The organism is Streptosporangium sp. NPDC002721, assembly GCF_042888905.1.
In the GTDB taxonomy this organism is placed as follows: domain Bacteria; phylum Actinomycetota; class Actinomycetes; order Streptosporangiales; family Streptosporangiaceae; genus Streptosporangium.
Map to the genome: position 1 here is coordinate 306,588 of NZ_JBIAQI010000001.1, position 18,368 is coordinate 324,955.

At 73.0% G+C, this 18,368-nt stretch carries 6 protein-coding genes; 2 read left to right on the forward strand and 4 right to left on the reverse strand.

What is annotated here, in order from left to right; all coding sequences use genetic code 11:
• Positions 1-185: 185 nt before the first annotated feature.
• On the reverse strand, positions 186-5,234 hold the full coding sequence (locus tag ACFYWM_RS01230) for an amino acid adenylation domain-containing protein (protein ID WP_389907116.1): 5,049 nt from the start codon (positions 5,232-5,234) through the stop codon (positions 186-188).
• Positions 5,235-5,542: 308 nt separating this feature from the next.
• Positions 5,543-8,803, reverse strand: coding sequence for an amino acid adenylation domain-containing protein (locus ACFYWM_RS01235; protein ID WP_389907118.1), 3,261 nt, complete (start codon positions 8,801-8,803; stop codon positions 5,543-5,545).
• A 154-nt stretch (positions 8,804-8,957) separates the two neighbouring features.
• Here ACFYWM_RS01235 and ACFYWM_RS01240 point away from each other — a divergent pair, with 154 nt between their 5' ends.
• Both ACFYWM_RS01240 and ACFYWM_RS01245 read left to right on the forward strand, forming a co-directional pair.
• The gene (locus ACFYWM_RS01240) at positions 8,958-9,218 is read left to right on the forward strand and encodes a hypothetical protein (protein WP_389907120.1); all 261 of its coding nucleotides are present in this window, start codon (positions 8,958-8,960) and stop codon (positions 9,216-9,218) included.
• Complete coding sequence (locus ACFYWM_RS01245) at positions 9,205-10,395, forward strand: RNA-guided endonuclease InsQ/TnpB family protein (protein WP_389907122.1); 1,191 nt, start codon at positions 9,205-9,207, stop codon at positions 10,393-10,395. Before ACFYWM_RS01240 ends, ACFYWM_RS01245 begins: the two co-directional genes overlap by 14 nt.
• A gap of 36 nt (positions 10,396-10,431) precedes the next feature.
• Here the strand turns inward: ACFYWM_RS01245 and ACFYWM_RS01250 are convergent, their stop codons facing one another.
• Together ACFYWM_RS01250 and ACFYWM_RS01255 are read right to left on the reverse strand one after the other, a co-directional pair.
• Positions 10,432-17,346, reverse strand: coding sequence for an amino acid adenylation domain-containing protein (locus tag ACFYWM_RS01250; protein ID WP_389907124.1), 6,915 nt, complete (start codon positions 17,344-17,346; stop codon positions 10,432-10,434).
• 174 nt (positions 17,347-17,520) lie between these two features.
• Positions 17,521-18,123 carry a GNAT family N-acetyltransferase gene (locus ACFYWM_RS01255; protein WP_389907126.1) on the reverse strand — a complete coding sequence of 201 codons (603 nt, stop codon included), beginning with the start codon at positions 18,121-18,123 and terminating at the stop codon, positions 17,521-17,523.
• Positions 18,124-18,368: the final 245 nt, after the last annotated feature.

The following is an 18,368-nucleotide window of genomic DNA, read 5'->3' on the forward strand; positions in this document are numbered from 1 at the left end:
GGTCTCGGGGTCGGGGTCCGGTCCGGGTCCGGCTGCGGGGCCGGTTCCGGTCTCGGGGTCGGGGTCCGGTCCGGAGTCGGCTGCGAGGTCGAATCCGATCCCGGGTGCGGGTGCAGGTGTGGATGTGGATGTGGATGTGGGGCCGAGGCTGGGCTCGGATCCGGGTGGGGGTGATTGCGCGGTTGTCAGCTCGGCTTCCTTGAGCGGTCCTTGAGGCGGTCCCGCCGCACGGCGAGCCGCCGTGCGGCGCGGTCGAGGCCGGGAGTGGGGCCTCCACCGTCGAGATGCGCGGCGAGCGCGCGGATGGTCGGGTGGCGGAACAGGTCCACGATCGGGATCTCCCGGCCGAGGGCCGAGCCCAGGCGGGCCTGGACGGCGGCGATCGCCAGCGAGTGGCCGCCGATCTCGAAGAAGTTGTCGGCCGCGCCCACCCGGGGCACGCCGAGTACGGCCCGCCACACCTCGGCCACGGCCCGCTCGGTCGGGCCCGACACCTCGCCGCCCGCCTCGCCTCCCGGCCGGGACACGGGCGGGCGCAGCGCGGCACGGTCGACCTTGCCGTTGGGGGTGAGCGGCAGCGCGGGCACCACGATCACCTCGGCGGGCACCGCGTGCTCGGGCAGCACCGCGCGCAGGTGGTCGAGCAGCCGCGGCGCGGCCAGCCCGGGTCTGCGAGGCACCGCGTAGGCGTGCAGCACCGTCTCGCGCCGCTCGTCCCGGTCGGCCACCGCGGCGGCGGCGCGGACCTCGGGGTGGGCGGACAGCGCCGCCTCCACCTCGCCGAGCTCCACCCGGAAGCCGCGGATCTTCACCTGGTCGTCGCGGCGCCCGGCGATCGTCACCGTGCCGTCGGGGTTGAGGCGGCCGAGGTCGCCGGTGGCGAAGGAGTCCCCGGTGAAGCGGAGCCGGGTGAGATCGGGGTCGAGATAGCCGGTCGCCAGGTTGGCGCTGCGCACGACCACCTCGCCCAGCTCGCCCACCCCGGCCCGGCCGCCGTGCTCGCCGACCACGACCAGCTCGCTGCCCTCGATGCCGCGCCCCGCCGGGACGGGTTCGGCGCTCTCGCGCACCCAGCCGGGGATCTCGTACCAGGCGTGGGCCTGCGGGGTCTCGGTGGTGCCGTAGAAGGCCACCAGACGGGCGGACGGGACCATGCGGCGCAGCCGCGCGGCGTCGGCGTGGGTGAGCCGGTCGCCGCCGGTCGCGACCAGCCGGACCCCGGGCAGCACCGCGCCGGTCCCGCAGAGCATCCTGGCCAGCTGCGGGGTCAGGTGCAGTACGGTGACGCGGTGCTCGCGCAGCCACGCGACGAGCCGGACGGGGTCGCGCGGCAGTTCCCGCTCCGGCACGCACAGCCGGGCGCCGGTGGCGAGCGGCACGAACAGGTCGCGCAGCGCGGGGTCGTGCGCCAGGCCCGACAGCAGGGCGAAGCGGTCGCCCGGGGTCACCGCGAAGGTCTTCGCGTACCAGCCGACGAAGTGCGCGAGCGGCCCCTCACCGGTCACCACCGGCTTGGGGTCGCCGGTGGTCCCCGAGGTGAGCGACAGGTAGCCGCGCTCCGGATGCGGCTCCCACGACGATCCGCCGTCCTCCTCCGGGAGCGCGATCTCCGGAAGGCCCGCCAGGGCGGGGGCGCCGGGGCAGCGCAGCGCCGCCACGGCCCCGGCGGCGGCGGCCTGCCCGGCCAGCACCGGAGCCGGGTGCGCCGGGTCGAGGATCACCCAGCGGGCCCCGGCGGCCAGCACCCCCAGCAGCAGCCCGGGAAGCTCCGGGACCCGCGCGCCGAGCACCGCGACCGCCTGGCCGGGCTGCACCCCGGCCGCGCGCAGCGCCGAGGTCGTGCGCCGATGCAGCGCGGTGAGCTCCGCGTACCCGAGGGCCCGCCCCGCGCCCTCCACCACGACGTCGCGGTGCAGGGTCTCCAGCGGCCCGGGACCGTCCCAGACCGGCAGCGCGGCGGGCGCCTCCCGCGGGGCCATCAGGGCCTGGCGCACGGCACCGCCCGGCTCGGCGATCAGGTCGCCCAGCAGGTGCGCGTAACCGGCCAGCAGGGCGTCCATCCTGGCGGCGGAGAACAGGTCGGGGTTGTAGACGAGCTGCAGGGCGTATCCGCCGCCGCGCTCGCTGACGTACATCGTCAGGTCGAACAGCGCGCCCGGCAGCCCGGCGGGCAGCGGCTCGGTCACGCAGCCCGGCAGGTCCAGCTTGGGCTCGGCGAAGTTGTACATGTTGAACAGCACCTGCGTCACCGGGTTGCGCCCCAGGTCGCGCGGGACGCGCAGCGCCTCCACGACGCGCTCCAGCGGCACGTCGCCGTGCGAGACGACCTCGGCGAGCTCGTCGCGGCAGCGGGCCACGTGCTCCTCGAACGAGGCCTCCGGGTCCTGGCGCAGCCGCAGCGGCAGCATCCGCACGCACATGCCGATCAGCGACTCGAACGCGACGTGCCCCCGGTCGGCGTACGGGGTGCCGACGAGCAGGTCCCGCTGCCCGGACAGCCTGGAGAGCAACTGCGCGAACGCGGCCAGCAGCACCGGGTACGGGGTGACCCCCAGCCGGACCGCCAGCCTCCTGACACGGTCTCCGATCTCGGCGTCAACCTCGGCTGTTCGGAGCGCTCCAAAAAAAGTTTGCACAGGTGGGCGGGGGGTGTCCCTGGGCAGGTCGAGCACCATCGGGGCGTCCCTCAGGTGCTCGCGCCACCAGTCGAGCCCGTCGCCGTCGGAGCGCTCCCTCGACCAGCGCGCGTAGTCGGCGAACGACGCGCCCGCCGGACCCGGCGGGTCGCCGCGGTAGGCGGCGCTCAGGTCCCGGTAGAAGACGTCCTGGGACCAGCCGTCGAAGACGATGTGGTGAACGGTGACCGCGAGCACGTGGTCGTCCTCGGCCATCCGGATCAGCCTGGCCCGTACCAGTGAGTCGTGCGCCAGGTCGAACCGCGTCCGCGCCTCGCTCTCCAGCGCCTCCGCCAGCGCGGCCTCGGGGTGGGGGAGCGCCGAGAGGTCGTCGAGCGGGAGCGGCACCTCGCCGGGCGGGACGGCCGTCACGTGGGGCACGCCGTCGCGGGAGGTGATCCGCCAGCGCAGCGTCTCGTGCCGGGCCACCACGGACTCCAGGGCGCCTCGCAGCGCGCGGTGGTCCAGCGGGCCGCGTACGCGCTCGGCCATCGCGATGTTGTGCGCGGGGGTGTCGGGGGCGAGCCGCTCCACGAACCACATGCGCCGTTGCGCGGGCGACAGCGATGGGGGCTCGCCGGACAGGGGGTTCGCCGGGGGAGAGGTGTCCCGCAGGGGGGCGTTCTCGACCTCGGAGGAGAGGGCGCCGTAGGTGCGGGCCGCGTAGACGTCCTCGACCGAGATGTCCCGGCCGAGCTCCGCCCTGATGGCCGACACCAGGCGCATCGCCCGCAGCGAGTGCCCGCCGCGCTCGAAGAAGTCGTCGTCGGGGCCCGGGGCGGGGGCGTCGAGCACCCGCGCCCAGATTCCCGCCAGCCCGGAGTTCTCCCCGTTCGCGTCACCCGAGGTCCCGGAGATGTCCTCGGCGAGACCGCGCAGGGCGGCGAGGTCGACCTTGCCGGAGGCGTTCAGCGGCAGGAAGGGGACGCGCACCACGCGGGTGGGCAGCATGTAGACCGGCAGTCTCCCGGCGCAGTGCACCCGCAGGGCGGCCAGTCCGGGCGCGTCCATCGGCGTGACGTAGGCGACCAGCTCGCCGGGGGCGTCGACCACGGCCTGCGCCACCTCGGGGTGGGACCGCACCACCGACTCGACCTCGCCGATCTCGACCCGCTGACCCTGGATCTTCACCTGCCGGTCCAGCCGCCCCATGAAGGCGATCCGGCCGTCCTCCTGCCAGGCGACGTGGTCGCCGGTGCGGTACAGGCGCGCCCCGGGCACGGCGTCGAACGGGTCGGGTACGAACTTCTCGGCCGTCATGCCGGGCAGGCCCAGATAGCCGCGGCTCACCTGCGGCCCGCCGATGTACAGCTCGCCGGGGACGCCGACGGGACACTCGCGCATGTCCTCGTCCAGGACGTGCGCCCGGCAGCCGCGCAGGGGGTACCCGATCGGCAGCGACCGCTCCCAGGTCCCCGACAGCTCGGTGCCGACCACGCAGACGGTGGTCTCCGTGGGGCCGTACCAGTTGTGGAAGCGGGTGTGCGCCGACCAGCGGGCCACCTGCTCGGGGCCCGGCGGCTCGCCGGCCGTGACCAGGTCGCGCAGGTGCGGCAGCCGGGCCGGGTCGACCAGCGGCAGCAGGGCGGGAGGGATGAACCCCCAGGTGACGTCGTGCGCCTCCAGGAACCGCTGCAGGCGGGCCGGGTCGGTCCTGTCGTCGTCCGGCACGAGCTGCACGCAGCCGCCCACGGTGAGCGGCGCGAGCATGTCGAGCACCGAGACGTCGAACCCGAGCGCGGAGAACGCGATCGACCGGCAGGTGCCGTCCAGGCCGAAGTGGGCCGCGGCGGCCGAGGCGAACGCGACCGCGGACGCGTGGCTCACGACGACGCCCTTGGGCCGCCCGGTCGACCCGGACGTGTACAGGACGTAGGCGGCGTTCCCCGGCAGCGCCGGGCCACCGCCGGTGATCCCGTCGGGGATGCCGGGGATTTCGTCAGGGCTCGCGCCGGTGCGCTCCGCCGCGATTTCGGTCAGGCTTTCCCTCGGGGTTCCGGCAGTGATTTCACCGGTGGTTCCGGAGGTGTTTTCGGACACGGCCGCGGGCGCGGAGTCCGTTTCCGGCTCCACCAGGGGACGGCCGCATCCGTCCAGCAGCATGCGGCCGTGGCCGTCGGCCACGACGACCGCGACCCCCGCGTCGTCGAGCACCTCGTCGAGCCGCCGGCGCGGGTGCGCCGGGTCGAGGGGGACGTACGCGCCGCCCGCCATCATGATGCCGAGGACGGCGACGGTCATCAGCGGTGTGCGCCTGGCGCAGAGCCCGACCCGGTCCTCGGGACCCACCCCGAGGGCACGTAACCGCAGCGCAAGCGTGGTGGCGGCGCCGATCAGCTCGCGGTAGGTGAGGACGGTCCCCCACTGGCGGATCGCCGGCGCGGAGGGCGTCCGCGCCGCCTGGGCGGCGACGAGGTCGCACAGCAGCGCGTCCGGGGAGGTGTGGGATGGTCCGGCCGTCCAGGCGGCGGGAGCGGGAGCCGTCGTCGGCGCCGGTGGAGTGGACGACGGACCGTGCAACGAGGCGGACGACGAGTCCCCCCGCATCGCTTCGAGCATTCACCCCCCATAGCCCTAAACAGGGTTTTTGCCCTGTCAAGTATTCACAAGCGATAAGCCAGACTATTCCTATTATTTGCGCCATCGGCAGTCAAGGATTGAAACTTAAACGTGTGTCGGAATGCCGGTTTCGGCCGTGCGGGAAGATCATCGAGCGTTCTCACGCTCTGACATCACCGCAGCTCACGGCGATTCCGTGAACGGAAGGTGACCGGCCACTTCCGTGTGTCGTGAAGCGTCTCACTCCTTGGACACCGAATGTGGCCGGAAGCTACCAAGAGCAAGTGTCCAAAATGCCGATTTCGGTCCTAGTTCACCGGACTGTCATTTCGGTCGTACTCCTCGGCGATCCGCTCGGCCTCCTCGTCGGTGAGCCGGTCGATCTCCGTGGCCAGGCACTCCTCCACCACCAGCGCCAGCCCGCGGACCGAGCGCGTGGTGAACAGGGCGTTGAGCGGCAGGTCGATGCCCACCGCCGAGCAGATCCTGGCGACGACCTTGGTACCGAGCAGCGAGTGCCCGCCGACGTCGAAGAAGTCGTCGTCGATCCCGATGCCGTTCCTGCCCAGCACCTCGCACCAGATCTCGTGCACCAGCTCCTCACTCGCCGTGACCGGTCCGGCGGGCGCCGCGGGAGCCCCCTCCGCGACGGGCGAGGGCAGCGAGGCGCGGTCGAGCTTGCCGTTGGGCAGCCGGGGGAAGTCCCGCACCGGCACGAAGAGGCTCGGCACCATCGTGGCGGGCAGCCGCGACGCCAGGAACGCCCGGAGCTCCCCGGCGCCCACTCCCGCACCCGCGGTCAAACCCACTCCCGCACCCGCGTCGGCATCGGCGCTCGCACCCGCGGTCAAACCCACTCCCGCACCCGCGTCGGCATCGGGGCTCGCACCCGCACCCGCGCCCGCGGTCGAACCAGCCCCCGCGTCGGCGCCCGTGTCCACGTACGCGACCAGTGCCCGCCCGCCGGGAGCGTCGTCCCTGACCGCGGCGACCGCCCGCCGCACGCCCGGGTGCGCCGCCAGCGCGGCCTCCACCTCGCCCAGCTCGATCCGCACCCCCCGCACCTTCACCTGGTCGTCCGCGCGCCCGAGGAACTCCAGGGTCCCGTCGGGCAGCCGCCGCACCAGGTCGCCCGTCCGGTAGAGGCGTCCGCCCCGGCCGAACGGGTCGGGGACGAACCGCTCGGCGGTCAGCCCCGGCCGCCCCCGGTAGCCGCGGGCGACCCCGTCGCCGCCCAGGAACAGCTCCCCGGAGACCCCGACGGGCACCGGCTCCATCGCCTCGTCCAGCACGTACGCCGTGGTGCCCGCGACCGGCATGCCGATCGACATCGACTCCGCGCCCTCCGGCACCCGGTGCGCCAGCGACCAGATCGTCGTCTCCGTCGGCCCGTAGAGGTTCCACAGCTCGCCGGCGACCCGCTGGATCCGTCCGGCCAGCGACACCGGCAGCGGCTCGCCGCCGCTGAACACGCGCGGCAGCCCGGCGGGCAGCCGCTCCAGGATCTCCTCCAGCACCGACGGCGGCGCCTGCACCGTCGTCACCCCCGCCCGCGCCACCAGCTCGCCCAGCCCGCCGTTGCCGTGCGGGGGAGCGAGCACCACCGCGCCGCCCGCCGTCAGCGGGCCGAAGATCTCCAGCGCCGCGATGTCGAACGACAGCGAGGTCAGCAGCAGCATCCGCTCCCGCTCGGTGAACCCCAGCCCGGTGACCAGGTTCACCACCCCGCGGTGCGGCACCACCACCCCCTTGGGCACCCCCGTCGACCCCGAGGTGTAGATCACGTACGCCGGGGAGTCGGGGGAGACCGGGCCGGGGACGAACTCCGAGGCCCCGTTCATCGGCAGCGCGTCCAGCAGGATCGCCGGGGGATGGTTCGACGGCAGCCGCTCCACCATCGTCGAGCGGGTCAGCAGCAGCGGGCTGCCCGAGTCGGCCAGCATGAACCCCAGCCGGTCCGCCGGGTAGTCGGGGTCCAGCGGCACGTAGCAGCCGCCCGTCTTCAGCACCGCGAGCAGCGCCACGATCAGCTCCGCGCTCCTGGGCAGGCACACCGCGACCGGCGTCTCGGCCCCCACCCCGCGCTCGCGCAGCCGCCGGGCCAGCGCGCCCGCCCGCTCCTCCAGCTGCCCGTAGGTGAGGGTCCCCTCGGCGGAGACGACCGCGTCGGCGTCCGGCGTCCGCTCCGCCCGCTCGGCGATCAGCTCGTGCAGGCAGCGCTCGGGGTAGGCGGCCTCCGGCCCGTGCCAGGAGGCGAGCAGCCGGGCCCGCTCGGGCCCGTCCATCAGCGGCAGCCGGGAGATCGGCGAGTCCGGGTCGTCGACGGCCGCGCCGAGCAGCGTCAGGAACGCCGAGACCAGGCGGCGGATCGTGTCCTCGTCGAACAGGTCCGTGCTGTACTCGACCCAGCCCTCCATCCTGCCCTCCGGGTTGTGCAGCTCCATGGTGAGGTCGGCCTTGGAGGTGCCGTTCCCGTACCGGCCGCGCCCGTCCACCGCGACCTGGTTGAACCCCACCTGGAACAGCGGCGTCCTGCCGGGGTCGCGGGGCGGGTCCACCACCTCCACCAGCTTCGCGAACGGCACGTTCTGGTGGTCGAACGCCTCCAGCACGGTCGTGCGCACCCGGTCCAGCGCCTCGCCGAACGCGGGGTCGCCGCCCAGGTCGGTACGCATCGGCAGGGTGTTGACGAACATGCCGATCAGCGCGTCCAGCTCCGGCAGCTCCCGCCCGGCGACGGGGGAGCCCACCACGACGTCGGTCCGCCCGCTCCAGCGCGCCAGCAGCACCGAGAACGCCGTCAGCAGCACCGTGAACGACGTGGTGCCCCGCGCCCTGGCCAGCGCGCCCACCCGCTCGGTCAGCTCCTCGGGCACCGCGAAGTCCAGCGTCGAGCCCAGGTAGCTCATCTCCGCCGGGCGCGGCCGGTCGGAGGGCAGCTCCAGCGGGACGCTCCCGCGCAGCCGCTCCCGCCAGTAGGCCAGGTCGCCGTCCAGCTCGCCGCCGCCCAGCCGGTCGCGCTGCCAGACCGCGTAGTCGGCGTACTGGATCGCGAGCTCGGGCAGCACGGGCTCGCGGCCCTCGCGCAGCGCCAGGTAGACCTCGGTCAGCTCCCGCCACAGGACACCGGCCGACCAGGCGTCGAAGACCGTGTGGTGCAGGACCAGCAGCAGCCGGCACTCCCCGCCGCCCAAAGTCACCAGCCGCACCCGCCACAGCGGGGCGCTGTTCAGCCGGAACGGCGCGCGCGCCTCCTCCGCGGCGACCCGCTCCAACTCCCGGGCCGCCTCCTCGGGGGGCAGCCCGGACAGGTCGGTCCTGGCCACCGAGACCGGCACCCGGTCCGCGATCGTCTGCACGACCCGCTCGTCGCGCAGCTCGAACGCCGTCCGCATCGACTCGTGCCTGCCCGCCAGCACCGCCAGCGCCCGCTCCAGCAGGTCGGGGTCCACCGGACGCAGGTCGGCCGCCTCCGAGCGGACGGCGGTGTTGTACACCGCCAGGTCCGGCAGGAGCTCGTGCAGGAACCAGATCCGCTCCTGGGCGAACGAGGCGGGAAAGACGTCCATCAGATCCTCCCGAGGGAACTGTCGCCTTCGAATGACAAGGGAATCGGGAGCGGAGGGGCCACCAGGGCCCTAGCGTGCCCTGGCCGGTCAGGTCTGCGCATTGGAGATTTCCGATCGTCGTGCGTTGGATGGATGGTGCTGTTGTAATGAGCGTGTGACTCGTTGGATGCGCACCTGCTCCGGCGTGGCGTACGACCTCGGATACCTCATGGTGTGGTGCCCGAAGTATCGCTGCCCGGTTCTCGGCGGGTGGGTGAAGGGCTTCACCTCCCATCACCTGCGCTCCCAGCTGCCCACGCTGTGGTTGCGGTCGTCCTTCGTGGCCAGGGTCGGCGCGGTGTCCGCCGACATCGTGCGGCGCTCCATCGACACCCACTACGCACGAGCCCCCATGAGCGGGGGTGCCCGTGCGTAGGTCGTTCAAATTTCTGATCCGCCCCACTGCCCGTCAATCCATTGCGCTGGCCGCGTGCCTGGATGACCACCGCGTCCTGTACAACGCCGCGCTGGAGCACCGCCGCACCGCCTACCGCACGGCAGGCGTGACAATCCGCTATGGCGAGCAGTCGGCTGACCTCAAACACATCCGCGCTGATGACGCGGACGGCCAGGGCCGCTGGTCGTTCTCTTCCCAGCAGGCCACCCTGCGCCGTCTCGACAAGGCGTTCGCCGCGTTCTTCGCCCGTTTCAAGGCCGGGTGTACGCCGGGTTATCCGCGTTTCAAGGGCAAGGGCCGGTTCGACACGGTGACCTGGCCCAAGGACGGCGACGGCTGCCGGTGGGACTCCCAGCCCGAACACCCCTTCGCGACGTTCGTCCGCCTCCAGGGCATTGGGCATGTACGCGTCCACCGGCACCGCGCCGTACGGGGCACTGTAAAGACGATCAGCGTGAAGCATGAGGGTTCGCGCTGGTATGTGATCCTCGCCTGCGACGACGTACCCGCCGAGGCCCTGCCCGCCACGGGCGCCGCCGTCGGGATCGACATGGGAGTGGCGTCGCTGGTCACCACCAGCGACGCAGAGCACCTGGACAACCCGCGCCACCTGGCGGCGTCCGCAGACCGTCTCGCCGTCGCCCAGCGCGATCTTGCCCGCACCAAGCGCGGCTCGAAACGGCGCCGCAAGGCTGTGGCTCGGCTCGCCGCCCTGCACGGCAAGGTCCGCCGCCAACGCCTCGACGGCGCGCACAAGGCGGCCTTGCGCCTGGTTCGTGCCTATGACGTCATCGCGCATGAGAACCTGCGGATCGCCGGCATGACCCGATCGGCGTCCGGCACCGTGGAGGCACCCGGCCGCAACGTCGCGCAGAAGTCCGGTCTGAATCGCAGCATCCTGGACGCGGGTTGGGGGGTGTTCCTGACGATCCTGTCGCACAAGGCTGAAAGCGCCGGTCGAGAGCTGATCGCGGTGAACCCTGCCAACACCTCCCGCACCTGCTCGCGGTGTGGGCACTGCGCGAAGGAGAACCGCCTCACCCAAGCCGAGTTCAACTGTCAGCGGTGCGCTCATACGGCGCATGCCGACGCCAACGCGGCGATCAACATCCTCAGGGCAGGGCTTGCCCTTCGCGACATCGCGCAAGCGGCTTAACGAGAAGCCGCTCCCTTCAGGGAGCGGAGGAGTCACCTACGCGTTCTCCTTCAAACACTCGCGGAGCTGTTCCGCGATCACGGGCAGGGCGGCGGTCTCACCCAGGGTGGCCAGCCAGTGCCACTGCTCCAGGGCGTGGCAGAGCCGGTAGAAGGCCAGGCGATCGGCCCAGTCGTCCGGCAGGTCGCCGTACCCCTCCAGCAGGTGCCGCCGCCGCTCCGCGTCACCCCTGACCGCGAAGTAGTCGGTCCGCGCCAGGTCCATCAGCGGGTCGCCGCCCAGCGCGTTCTCCATGTCGATGACCCCGGTCATCCGCAGCGGGCCCGCCGGGCCGTCCTGCCCGGCGACCATGACGTTGCGCTCGTGGAAGTCGTTGTGGCACAGCACGGGGGCCTCGCAGCGCGCCACCAGGTGGCGGTGGCGCGCGACGTACGCGGAGAGTTCCGCGTGCAGCCCCGCGTCCCCGCCGAACTCGGTGAACTGCGCCAGCCTCAGGTCCAGCTGCCCGCCCACGTACGCCTCGTTGGAGCTCTCCCGGGGCCCGTCGATAGGCCCGAACCCCTCCACGCGCACCCCGTGCACCGCCCGCAGCGTCCGGCCCATCTCCCGGTACAGGCCCGCGACCTCGCCGGCCGCCAGCCCGGCCGACACCTCCGACAGCGGCCGGCCCGGCACCTTCGTCATCACCGCGTACGCGTGCGGCAGGTCGCGCCGCGAGGTGTCCCAGTGGACCATCTCGGGGCAGGAGGCGCCGCTGCCGCGCAGCAGCTCGTAGACGCGCGCCTCCTTGTGCAGCCGCGCCGCCAGCACGTCCGGGTAGATCTTCACGATGAGCTCGCGGTCGGCGCACCTGACCTCATACACCGCGCTGATCTCACCGCCGGTCCGCAGCACCACCTCCCGCACCTCCGCGTCCGGGTACGGGACGCGCAGCACCGCCTGCGCGCGCTCCAGCGGCAGCGGCATCGTGATCGCCTTGGCGAACGCCGGGGCGGTCCAGGCCACGCTCACCCGGTTGCCCGCCCGCTCCCGCAGGATCTGGGCCCCGACCAGGTCGTCCGCCTGGGCGTCCGGCATCTCGTCGTCGAAACGCGACAGCACCCGCGTGCGCATCGAGATCAGCACGTGCGCCGCGATGCCCAGGCCCAGCACGACGTACATGAGCGCCACGCCCCGGCCCGGGCCGACGCCGATCACCGAGCCCACCGTCGGCGCCAGCGCGCCGCCGGGCAGCAGCAGCGGGTTGAGCAGCCGCTCGCCCAGCGGCGCCACCACCGCCATGCCGATCGGCAGGGTCGACCACGACACCATCTGGTTGAGCGACTGCACGCGGCCGTGGAAGCGCTGCGGTATTTTCGTGTGGATGATCGTCAGGAAGGTGCCGTTCACGATCGACAGGCAGCCCCACAGGCCGAACGCCCCGATCCCCACCACCCACGCGGTGGGCTGCGACCCGGTGATCACCGCGAACACCGCCAGTCCCAGCGTCGCCAGCATCACCCCGCGCATCCGCCGGCGCCTCGGACCGCCCCACAGCGCGATCACCATGCCGCCCACGGTCCCGCCCAGGCCGCCGACGAAGGAGATCTGCCCGGCGACGGTCAGCGTGGAGAACGACAGCACCAGCGGGGTTATCGACAGCAGCAGCGCCGAGAGCATCACGTTGAGCGTCGCGAAGTAGATCATCGCCGCCCGCAGGTGGCGGTTGCCGATCGACATCCGCAACCCCTGCGCGATCTCCTTCGACAGGGGCTCCCTGGGCGAGTGCGCCATCGTGTCCGGGAAGCGGATCAGCAGCAGCGCGCCCAGCACCAGCACGAAGCTCGCCACGTCGATCACCAGGATGCCGCCCAGGCCGATCGTGGACAGCAGCGCGACGGCCACCAGCGGCGCCACGAACTGCGCGGTGCCGATCACCATCTGCACCACCCCGGCCGCGTGCCCCATGTACTCCTTGGGGACGAGCTGGGGGAGCGCGGTGGTGAAGCCCACCCGCTGGAAGATCAGTGCGATCGACAGGCACGCGGTCAGCGGGTAGATGTGCCAGATCTGCAGCGTGTCCGTCCAGAACAGGGCGCCCAGGACGAGCTGCGTGCCGCCCGCCATGCAGTTGCCGAGGATCATCATCGAGCGGCGGCTCGACCGGTCCACGATCGCCCCGGCCAGCGGCGCGATCACCACCCCCGGCATGATCGACAACGCCACGAACAGGGCGAAGTCCACCAGTGACCCGGTGGTCAGGTAGATCCACACCGGGATCGCGAAGTCCGTGATCGCGGTGCCCACCATCGACACCAGCTGGAAGGCCGCCACCACCAGGAACCGCCGCAGACTGGGCGGCGGCGCCTTGGCCCCCGTCCCGGCCTTCGCCCCCGCCCCGGCCTTCGCCCTCCCGGGGCCTGTGGCCTTCCCGGGTCCCGTGGTCTTCCCGTGCCCGCTCGCCCTCCCGGGGCCGCTCCCGTTGGTTCTCCCGGCACCGGCACCGGCACCGGCAGCGCCCGCCGGGCCTGTCGTGTCCTCACCGCCGGACCCTCTCCCCGGGTCGGGCGCTTCGGGGGAGGAGGCGACCGTCGCGGCGCCGGACGCGCCCTCACCGCCCCCTTCCGGAGCGGGATCCGAGTCGACGGAGACCTCCTCGACCCACCAGCCCGCCCCCGGGCCCCGCGAGGGCCGGTCGAGCGTGTCCGCCGCGCCGTACCCCATCGCGATGTGCGTGTTGGTGAGGATCTCCGACAGCTCGGCAGCCCGATATTTCAGGAAATAGTGGCCAGCCTCGTCCAGGATCACCAGCGCCGTCGTGTCACTCAGGAAGTGCCACTCCCGGTAGCGCTCCTGGTAGTAGTCGGTCGTCGGGTCCTGCTCGCCCACCACCGAGATGACCGGCGCCCGCAGCCGCTTCACCCGCTCGGCCAGCACCCGCGTGAAGATCTCCTCCGCGATCAGGGTGTCGCGCCGCTGGTTGCGCACCATGAACCGGATCTGCTCGTCGTCCAGCCCCGAGATGTCGGTGCCCATCGACTTCATCCGGTTCTCGTACACCCGGTCGCCGCGCAACCGGTCGTAGCGGGTCAGCCGCGCCAGCGGCCCGGCGATCCGGCCCCTGGGCCTGGCGAACGGGAAGATCGCCCCGATGTACACCGCCTCCAGCGCGCGGCCCCGCTCCTCCAGCCGTCGCGCCACCTCCACCACCAGCGCGCCGCCGATGCCGCAGTGCCCGTACAGGGCGAGGGGGCCCTCGACGTTCTCCAGGATCTCGGTCACGCACAGGTCCGCGACCTCGTCGATCGGCCTGGTCTCCTCGTCCGGCAACCCGGGGTCATGCCCGGGGAAGGCCAGCGCGTGCAGCGAGCACCCGTCCGGCAGCGCGTCGGCCAGCGGCTGGAAGATCAGCGGGCTGCCCCCGCCGTACGGGACGCACACGTACGTCATCAGCGCGGGCCCCGGCCTGGTGAGCTCGTACAGCAGGCTCCGCGGCCCCGCCGGACCCGCGGGCCGCTCCACCAGGGCCGCCAGCTCGCGCACCGTGGGGTGCTTGAACAGGTCCATCACCCCGACCGCGCGCCCCCCGACCACCGGCAGCGCCTTGCGCATCCGCGCCACCGCCTGGATCGCGACCAGCGAGTGGCCGCCCAGCTCGAAGAAGTCGCCGTCGGCGCCGACCGACTCCACCTGCAGCAGCTCCCGCCAGATGTCGGCGATCGCCCGCTCCACCGGCGTCCGCGGCTCGGCCCCCGGCCCCGCCGCCTCGGCGCCGCGCCGCTCCGGCGCGGGCAGCGCCTTGCGGTCCAGCTTGCCGTTCGGGCTCAGCGGCAGCGCGTCCAGCACCACGAACGCCGACGGCACCATGTGGTCGGGCAGCGTCACCTTCGACGCCCGCCGCAGCTCCGCCCCGTCGAGCTCCACCCCATCCGTATCCGTGGGGACCACGTACGCGACCAGCCGTTTGTCGCCCGGCGCGCCGTCCTCCCGCACCGTCACCACCGCCTCGCGCACCCCCGCGAGCCCGCGCAGCACCGCCTCGATCTCGCCCGGCTCGATCCGCTGCCCGCGGATCTTCACCTGGTGGTCGATGCGTCCCAGGAACTCGATCGCGCCGTCGCGGCGGAGGCGCACCAGGTCACCCGTCCGGTACAGGCGCGCCCCGGCCGTCCCGAACGGGTCGGGCACGAACCGCTCCGCCGTCAGGCCGGGGCGGGCGTGGTAGCCCATCGCCACCTGCGCCCCGCCGATGTGCAGCTCGCCGGGGACCCCGAAGGGCACCGGCCGCAGGTGGTGGTCCAGCACGTACAGCGAGGTGTTCTCCACCGGGTGCCCGATCGGCACCGTCGCGTCACCCGGGCGGCACCGCCACAGGCTCACGTCGATCGCCGCCTCCGTCGGCCCGTACAGGTTGTACAGCCCCGTCCCCGGCAGCCGCCCGAAGAACCGCTCGGCCACGTGCGCGGTCAGCTCCTCGCCGCTGCACACCACCCGGCGCAGCGACCCGCACGCCTCGACGCCCTCCTCCTCCAAAAACGCCGCCAGCATCGACGGGACGAAGTGCGCGGTCGTCACCCCCCGCTCCACGATCAGGTCCCGCAGGTACGCCGCGTCCCGGTGCCCGCCGGGACGGGCCAGCACCAGCCGCGCGCCCGTCACCAGCGGCCAGAAGAACTCCCACACCGACACGTCGAAACCCGCCGGGGTCTTCTGCACCACCACGTCGTCGCCGGTCAGCCCGTAGACGCCCTGCATCCAGCCCAGCCGGTTGCGGATGCCCCCGTGCGTGTTGGGCACCCCCTTGGGCCGTCCCGTCGACCCCGAGGTGTAGATCATGTACGCCGCGTCCGCCGACGTCGCCGACGGCTCCGGGGGAGTGTCCGGCCCGTCCAGCGGATCGTCCAGCACGACCGTCACGACCCCGGGCGCCCTTCCCGCCGCGCCCGTTCCCGTGAGCACGGCCGCCCCCGACCCCGACCCCGACCCCGTACCCGCCCCCGACCCCGTACCCGCGCCCGGCGCACCGGAGAGCGCGCCCCGCAGGTCCTCGGGGAGCACGTCGAGCACCGCCCGCTGCGCCAGCAGCACCGGCACCGCCGCGTCGGCCAGCATGAACGCCAGCCGCTCCGGCGGATAGTCCGGATCCAGCGGCACGTACGCGCCCCCGGCCTTCACCACCCCCAGCAACGCCACCACCAGCTCGACCGACCGCTCCGCGCACACCGCGACCAGGGCTCCCGGTCCCACCCCCAGCCCCCGCAACCGGTGCGCCAGCCGGTTGGCCCGCGCCTCCAGCTCCGCGTACGTCAGGCGCTCGCCCTCGAACTCCACCGCCACCGCCCGCGGCGTCCTGGCCACCTGCGCCTCGAACATCCCGCCCAGCGTCGCCCCGTCCGCGTACGGCTCGCCGGGACCCGCCGCGCACGCCAGCACCCGCCGCCGCTCCTCCGCGGTCAGGACGTCCAGCTCCGAGATCCGCGCCGACGGATCGGCCACCACCGCCACCAGCAGCGTCTCCAGCTGCGCGGCCATCCCCTCGACCGTGGCCGCGTCGAACAGGTCGCGGTTGTAGACGAACAATCCGCCCATCCCGTCCGGCTGCTCGGTCAGGAACAGCTCCAGGTCGAACCGCGTCGCCCTGGCCTCGAACACGAACGGCTCCACCGACAGGCCGGGCCAGCGCGCCCCCTCCCTGCGCCCGTAACTCTGCAGCGCGAAGACCGCCTGGAACACCGGGGACCTGCTCACGTCCCGCTCGATGCCCAGCTCGCCGACCAGCTGCTCGAACGGCAGCTCCTGGTGCTCGTACGCCTCCGTCGTGGTCCGCCTGACCCTCTCCAGCAACTCCAGGAACCCCGGGTCGCCCGACAGGTCCGCGCGCATCGCCAGCACGTTCACGAACATGCCGATCACGCTCTCCAGCTCCCGCCGGGGACGCCCGCCCACCGGCGAGCCGACCGCGAAGTCGTCCTGGCGCGCGTACCGGCCCAGCAGCACCTGGTACGCCGCGAGCAGCACCATGTACAGGGTCGTGCCGGACTCACGCGCCAGCCGCGTCAGCCCCTCCGTCAGCCCCTGCCCCAGGTTGAAGATGTGCGAGGCGCCCGCGAACGTCTGCTCGCCCCGCCGCCGCCCGTCCACCGGCAGCTCCAGCGGAACCACCCCGGCCAGCCGGGAGCGCCAGTACGCCAGACCAGCCTCGGAGACGGGCCGGTCGCGCTGCCACAACGCGTAGTCGCCGTACTGCAACGGCGGCTCGGCAAGCTCCGTCCCCGCGTAACAGGCTCCCAGCTCCTCGGCGAGGATGTCGGTGGACCAGCCGTCACCGCAGATGTGGTGCAGCGCAACCAGCAGCACGTGATCCTCGGCGCGCTCCCCGGTGTCCCCGGTGTCCCCGGTGTCCGCGGGTTCCCCGGCCGCCTCGGCGTTCCGGGCGTTGGCGTTTCCCGCGTTCCCGGTGTCCCCGGCGTGCTCGATGTCCCTTTCGCCCACCCGCACCAGCAGCGCCCGCAGCAGCGGCCCCCGCGCCAGGTCGAACGGCAGCGCCGCCGCGTCGCTCACCAGCCGTACCGCCGAGCGCTCGCCGTCCGCCTCCGCCCTCTCCAGCGGAACCTCGACCCGCTCCTCCACCACCGCCGTCGGGCGCCCGTCCTCGTCGGCCGGGAAACGCGTCCGCAGGCTCTCGTGCCTGGCCACCACCGCCCCGATCGCCCGCTCCAGCGCCGCGACGTCCAGCGGCCCCGTCAGGCGCAACGTCATCGGGATCGTGTACGCGGCGGTGCCGGGGGCGAACTGGTCCATGAACCACAGCCGCTCCTGCCCGAACGACAGCGGCGCCCCCTGCCCGGCGGGCCGCCGGGGGATCGTGAACACCGGATCCGGGGCGCGGCGGCGCAACCGTTTCTCCAGCAGTGCTCGCTTGGCGTCGGAAAGCTGTGTGCTGCTTAGGGACTGGCCAGGCGAGGACGTCACACGTGTCTCACTTTCGGCAGGGGGATGAGACGCGCTCCGCGATCGGGAAACGCGACGGGTCTCTCCTGGACCGCTTACCTTTCCTCAGGATTAATGACATTCATACATATCTGTCTGACCGAGTCGAGATCAACAACACAACCCGACAAACCGCGTCCCCCCGCGCGTGAACCCTTACCCGCGACGGTCGCTCTCCTCGTACTCCCACGTCCGCAACACCAGCGGCCGCCCCTTCTCCTCAGAGGGGACGGGCGGCGCGTCCGTCAGGTGGTATCCCGCCGCGCGGGCCACCGCCACGCTCGCCGCGTTGCCGGCCTCGATCTCCAGCAGCAGCCGGGACACCCCCACCGTCTTCCGGGCGAACTCCGTCATCACCCGCACCGCCCCCGACGCCAGCCCCCGGCCCCGGTAGGCGGCTCCCAGCCCGTAACCGATCTCCGCGACGTCCAGGCCCAGCCCGCTCAGCATCAGCAGCACCTCACCGGCTGGCTCACCCCCGTCCACGGTGATCGCCAGCTGCATCCGCTCCCCGGCCGCCCGCCGCCGCCGGGCCCGCTCCAGGTAGGCCCGCGCCGCCTCCGGGTCGAACGGCGAGGCCAGCGGCGTCCAGTAGGCCACCTCGGGGTCGTCGAACAGCTCCACCATGGCCGCCAGGTCGTCGTCCTCCCACTCGCGCAGCACCACCCCGTGCCCGCTCAGCCTCACCCGCTCGGGAAGGCACACCCGCCCGGCACCGAGATCGTCCAGCCCCGTCCGGCCGTCCCCCGAAGTTTCCACGCCGACACCTCCTGTTTCGCCACTTCACGCCACTTGCGAGCAACCTACTCCGCTCATGAGGCCCCCATCCGCGCCTTGGTGCGGGAAGTCGCCGATGCGCCGTTCGCACACCGCTCCCGCGGGGAGGCCGCGACGCCCGATTCACGACACCGAGCGCCTGAAGGCAGGAGGAGGGAAACCGGAGGAGGCGAGGAGCGTGGCCGACGGTTTCCGCCGAACATCACCGGCGGTTCTCGAACCGCCGC

Bases quoted from the DNA above. Each gene is read 5' to 3' on its own strand.
- ACFYWM_RS01230 (WP_389907116.1), bottom strand. From the start codon at position 5,234: ATGCTCGAAGCGATGCGGGGGGACTCGTCGTCCGCCTCGTTGCACGGT.
- ACFYWM_RS01235 (WP_389907118.1), bottom strand. From the start codon at position 8,803: ATGGACGTCTTTCCCGCCTCGTTCGCCCAGGAGCGGATCTGGTTCCTG.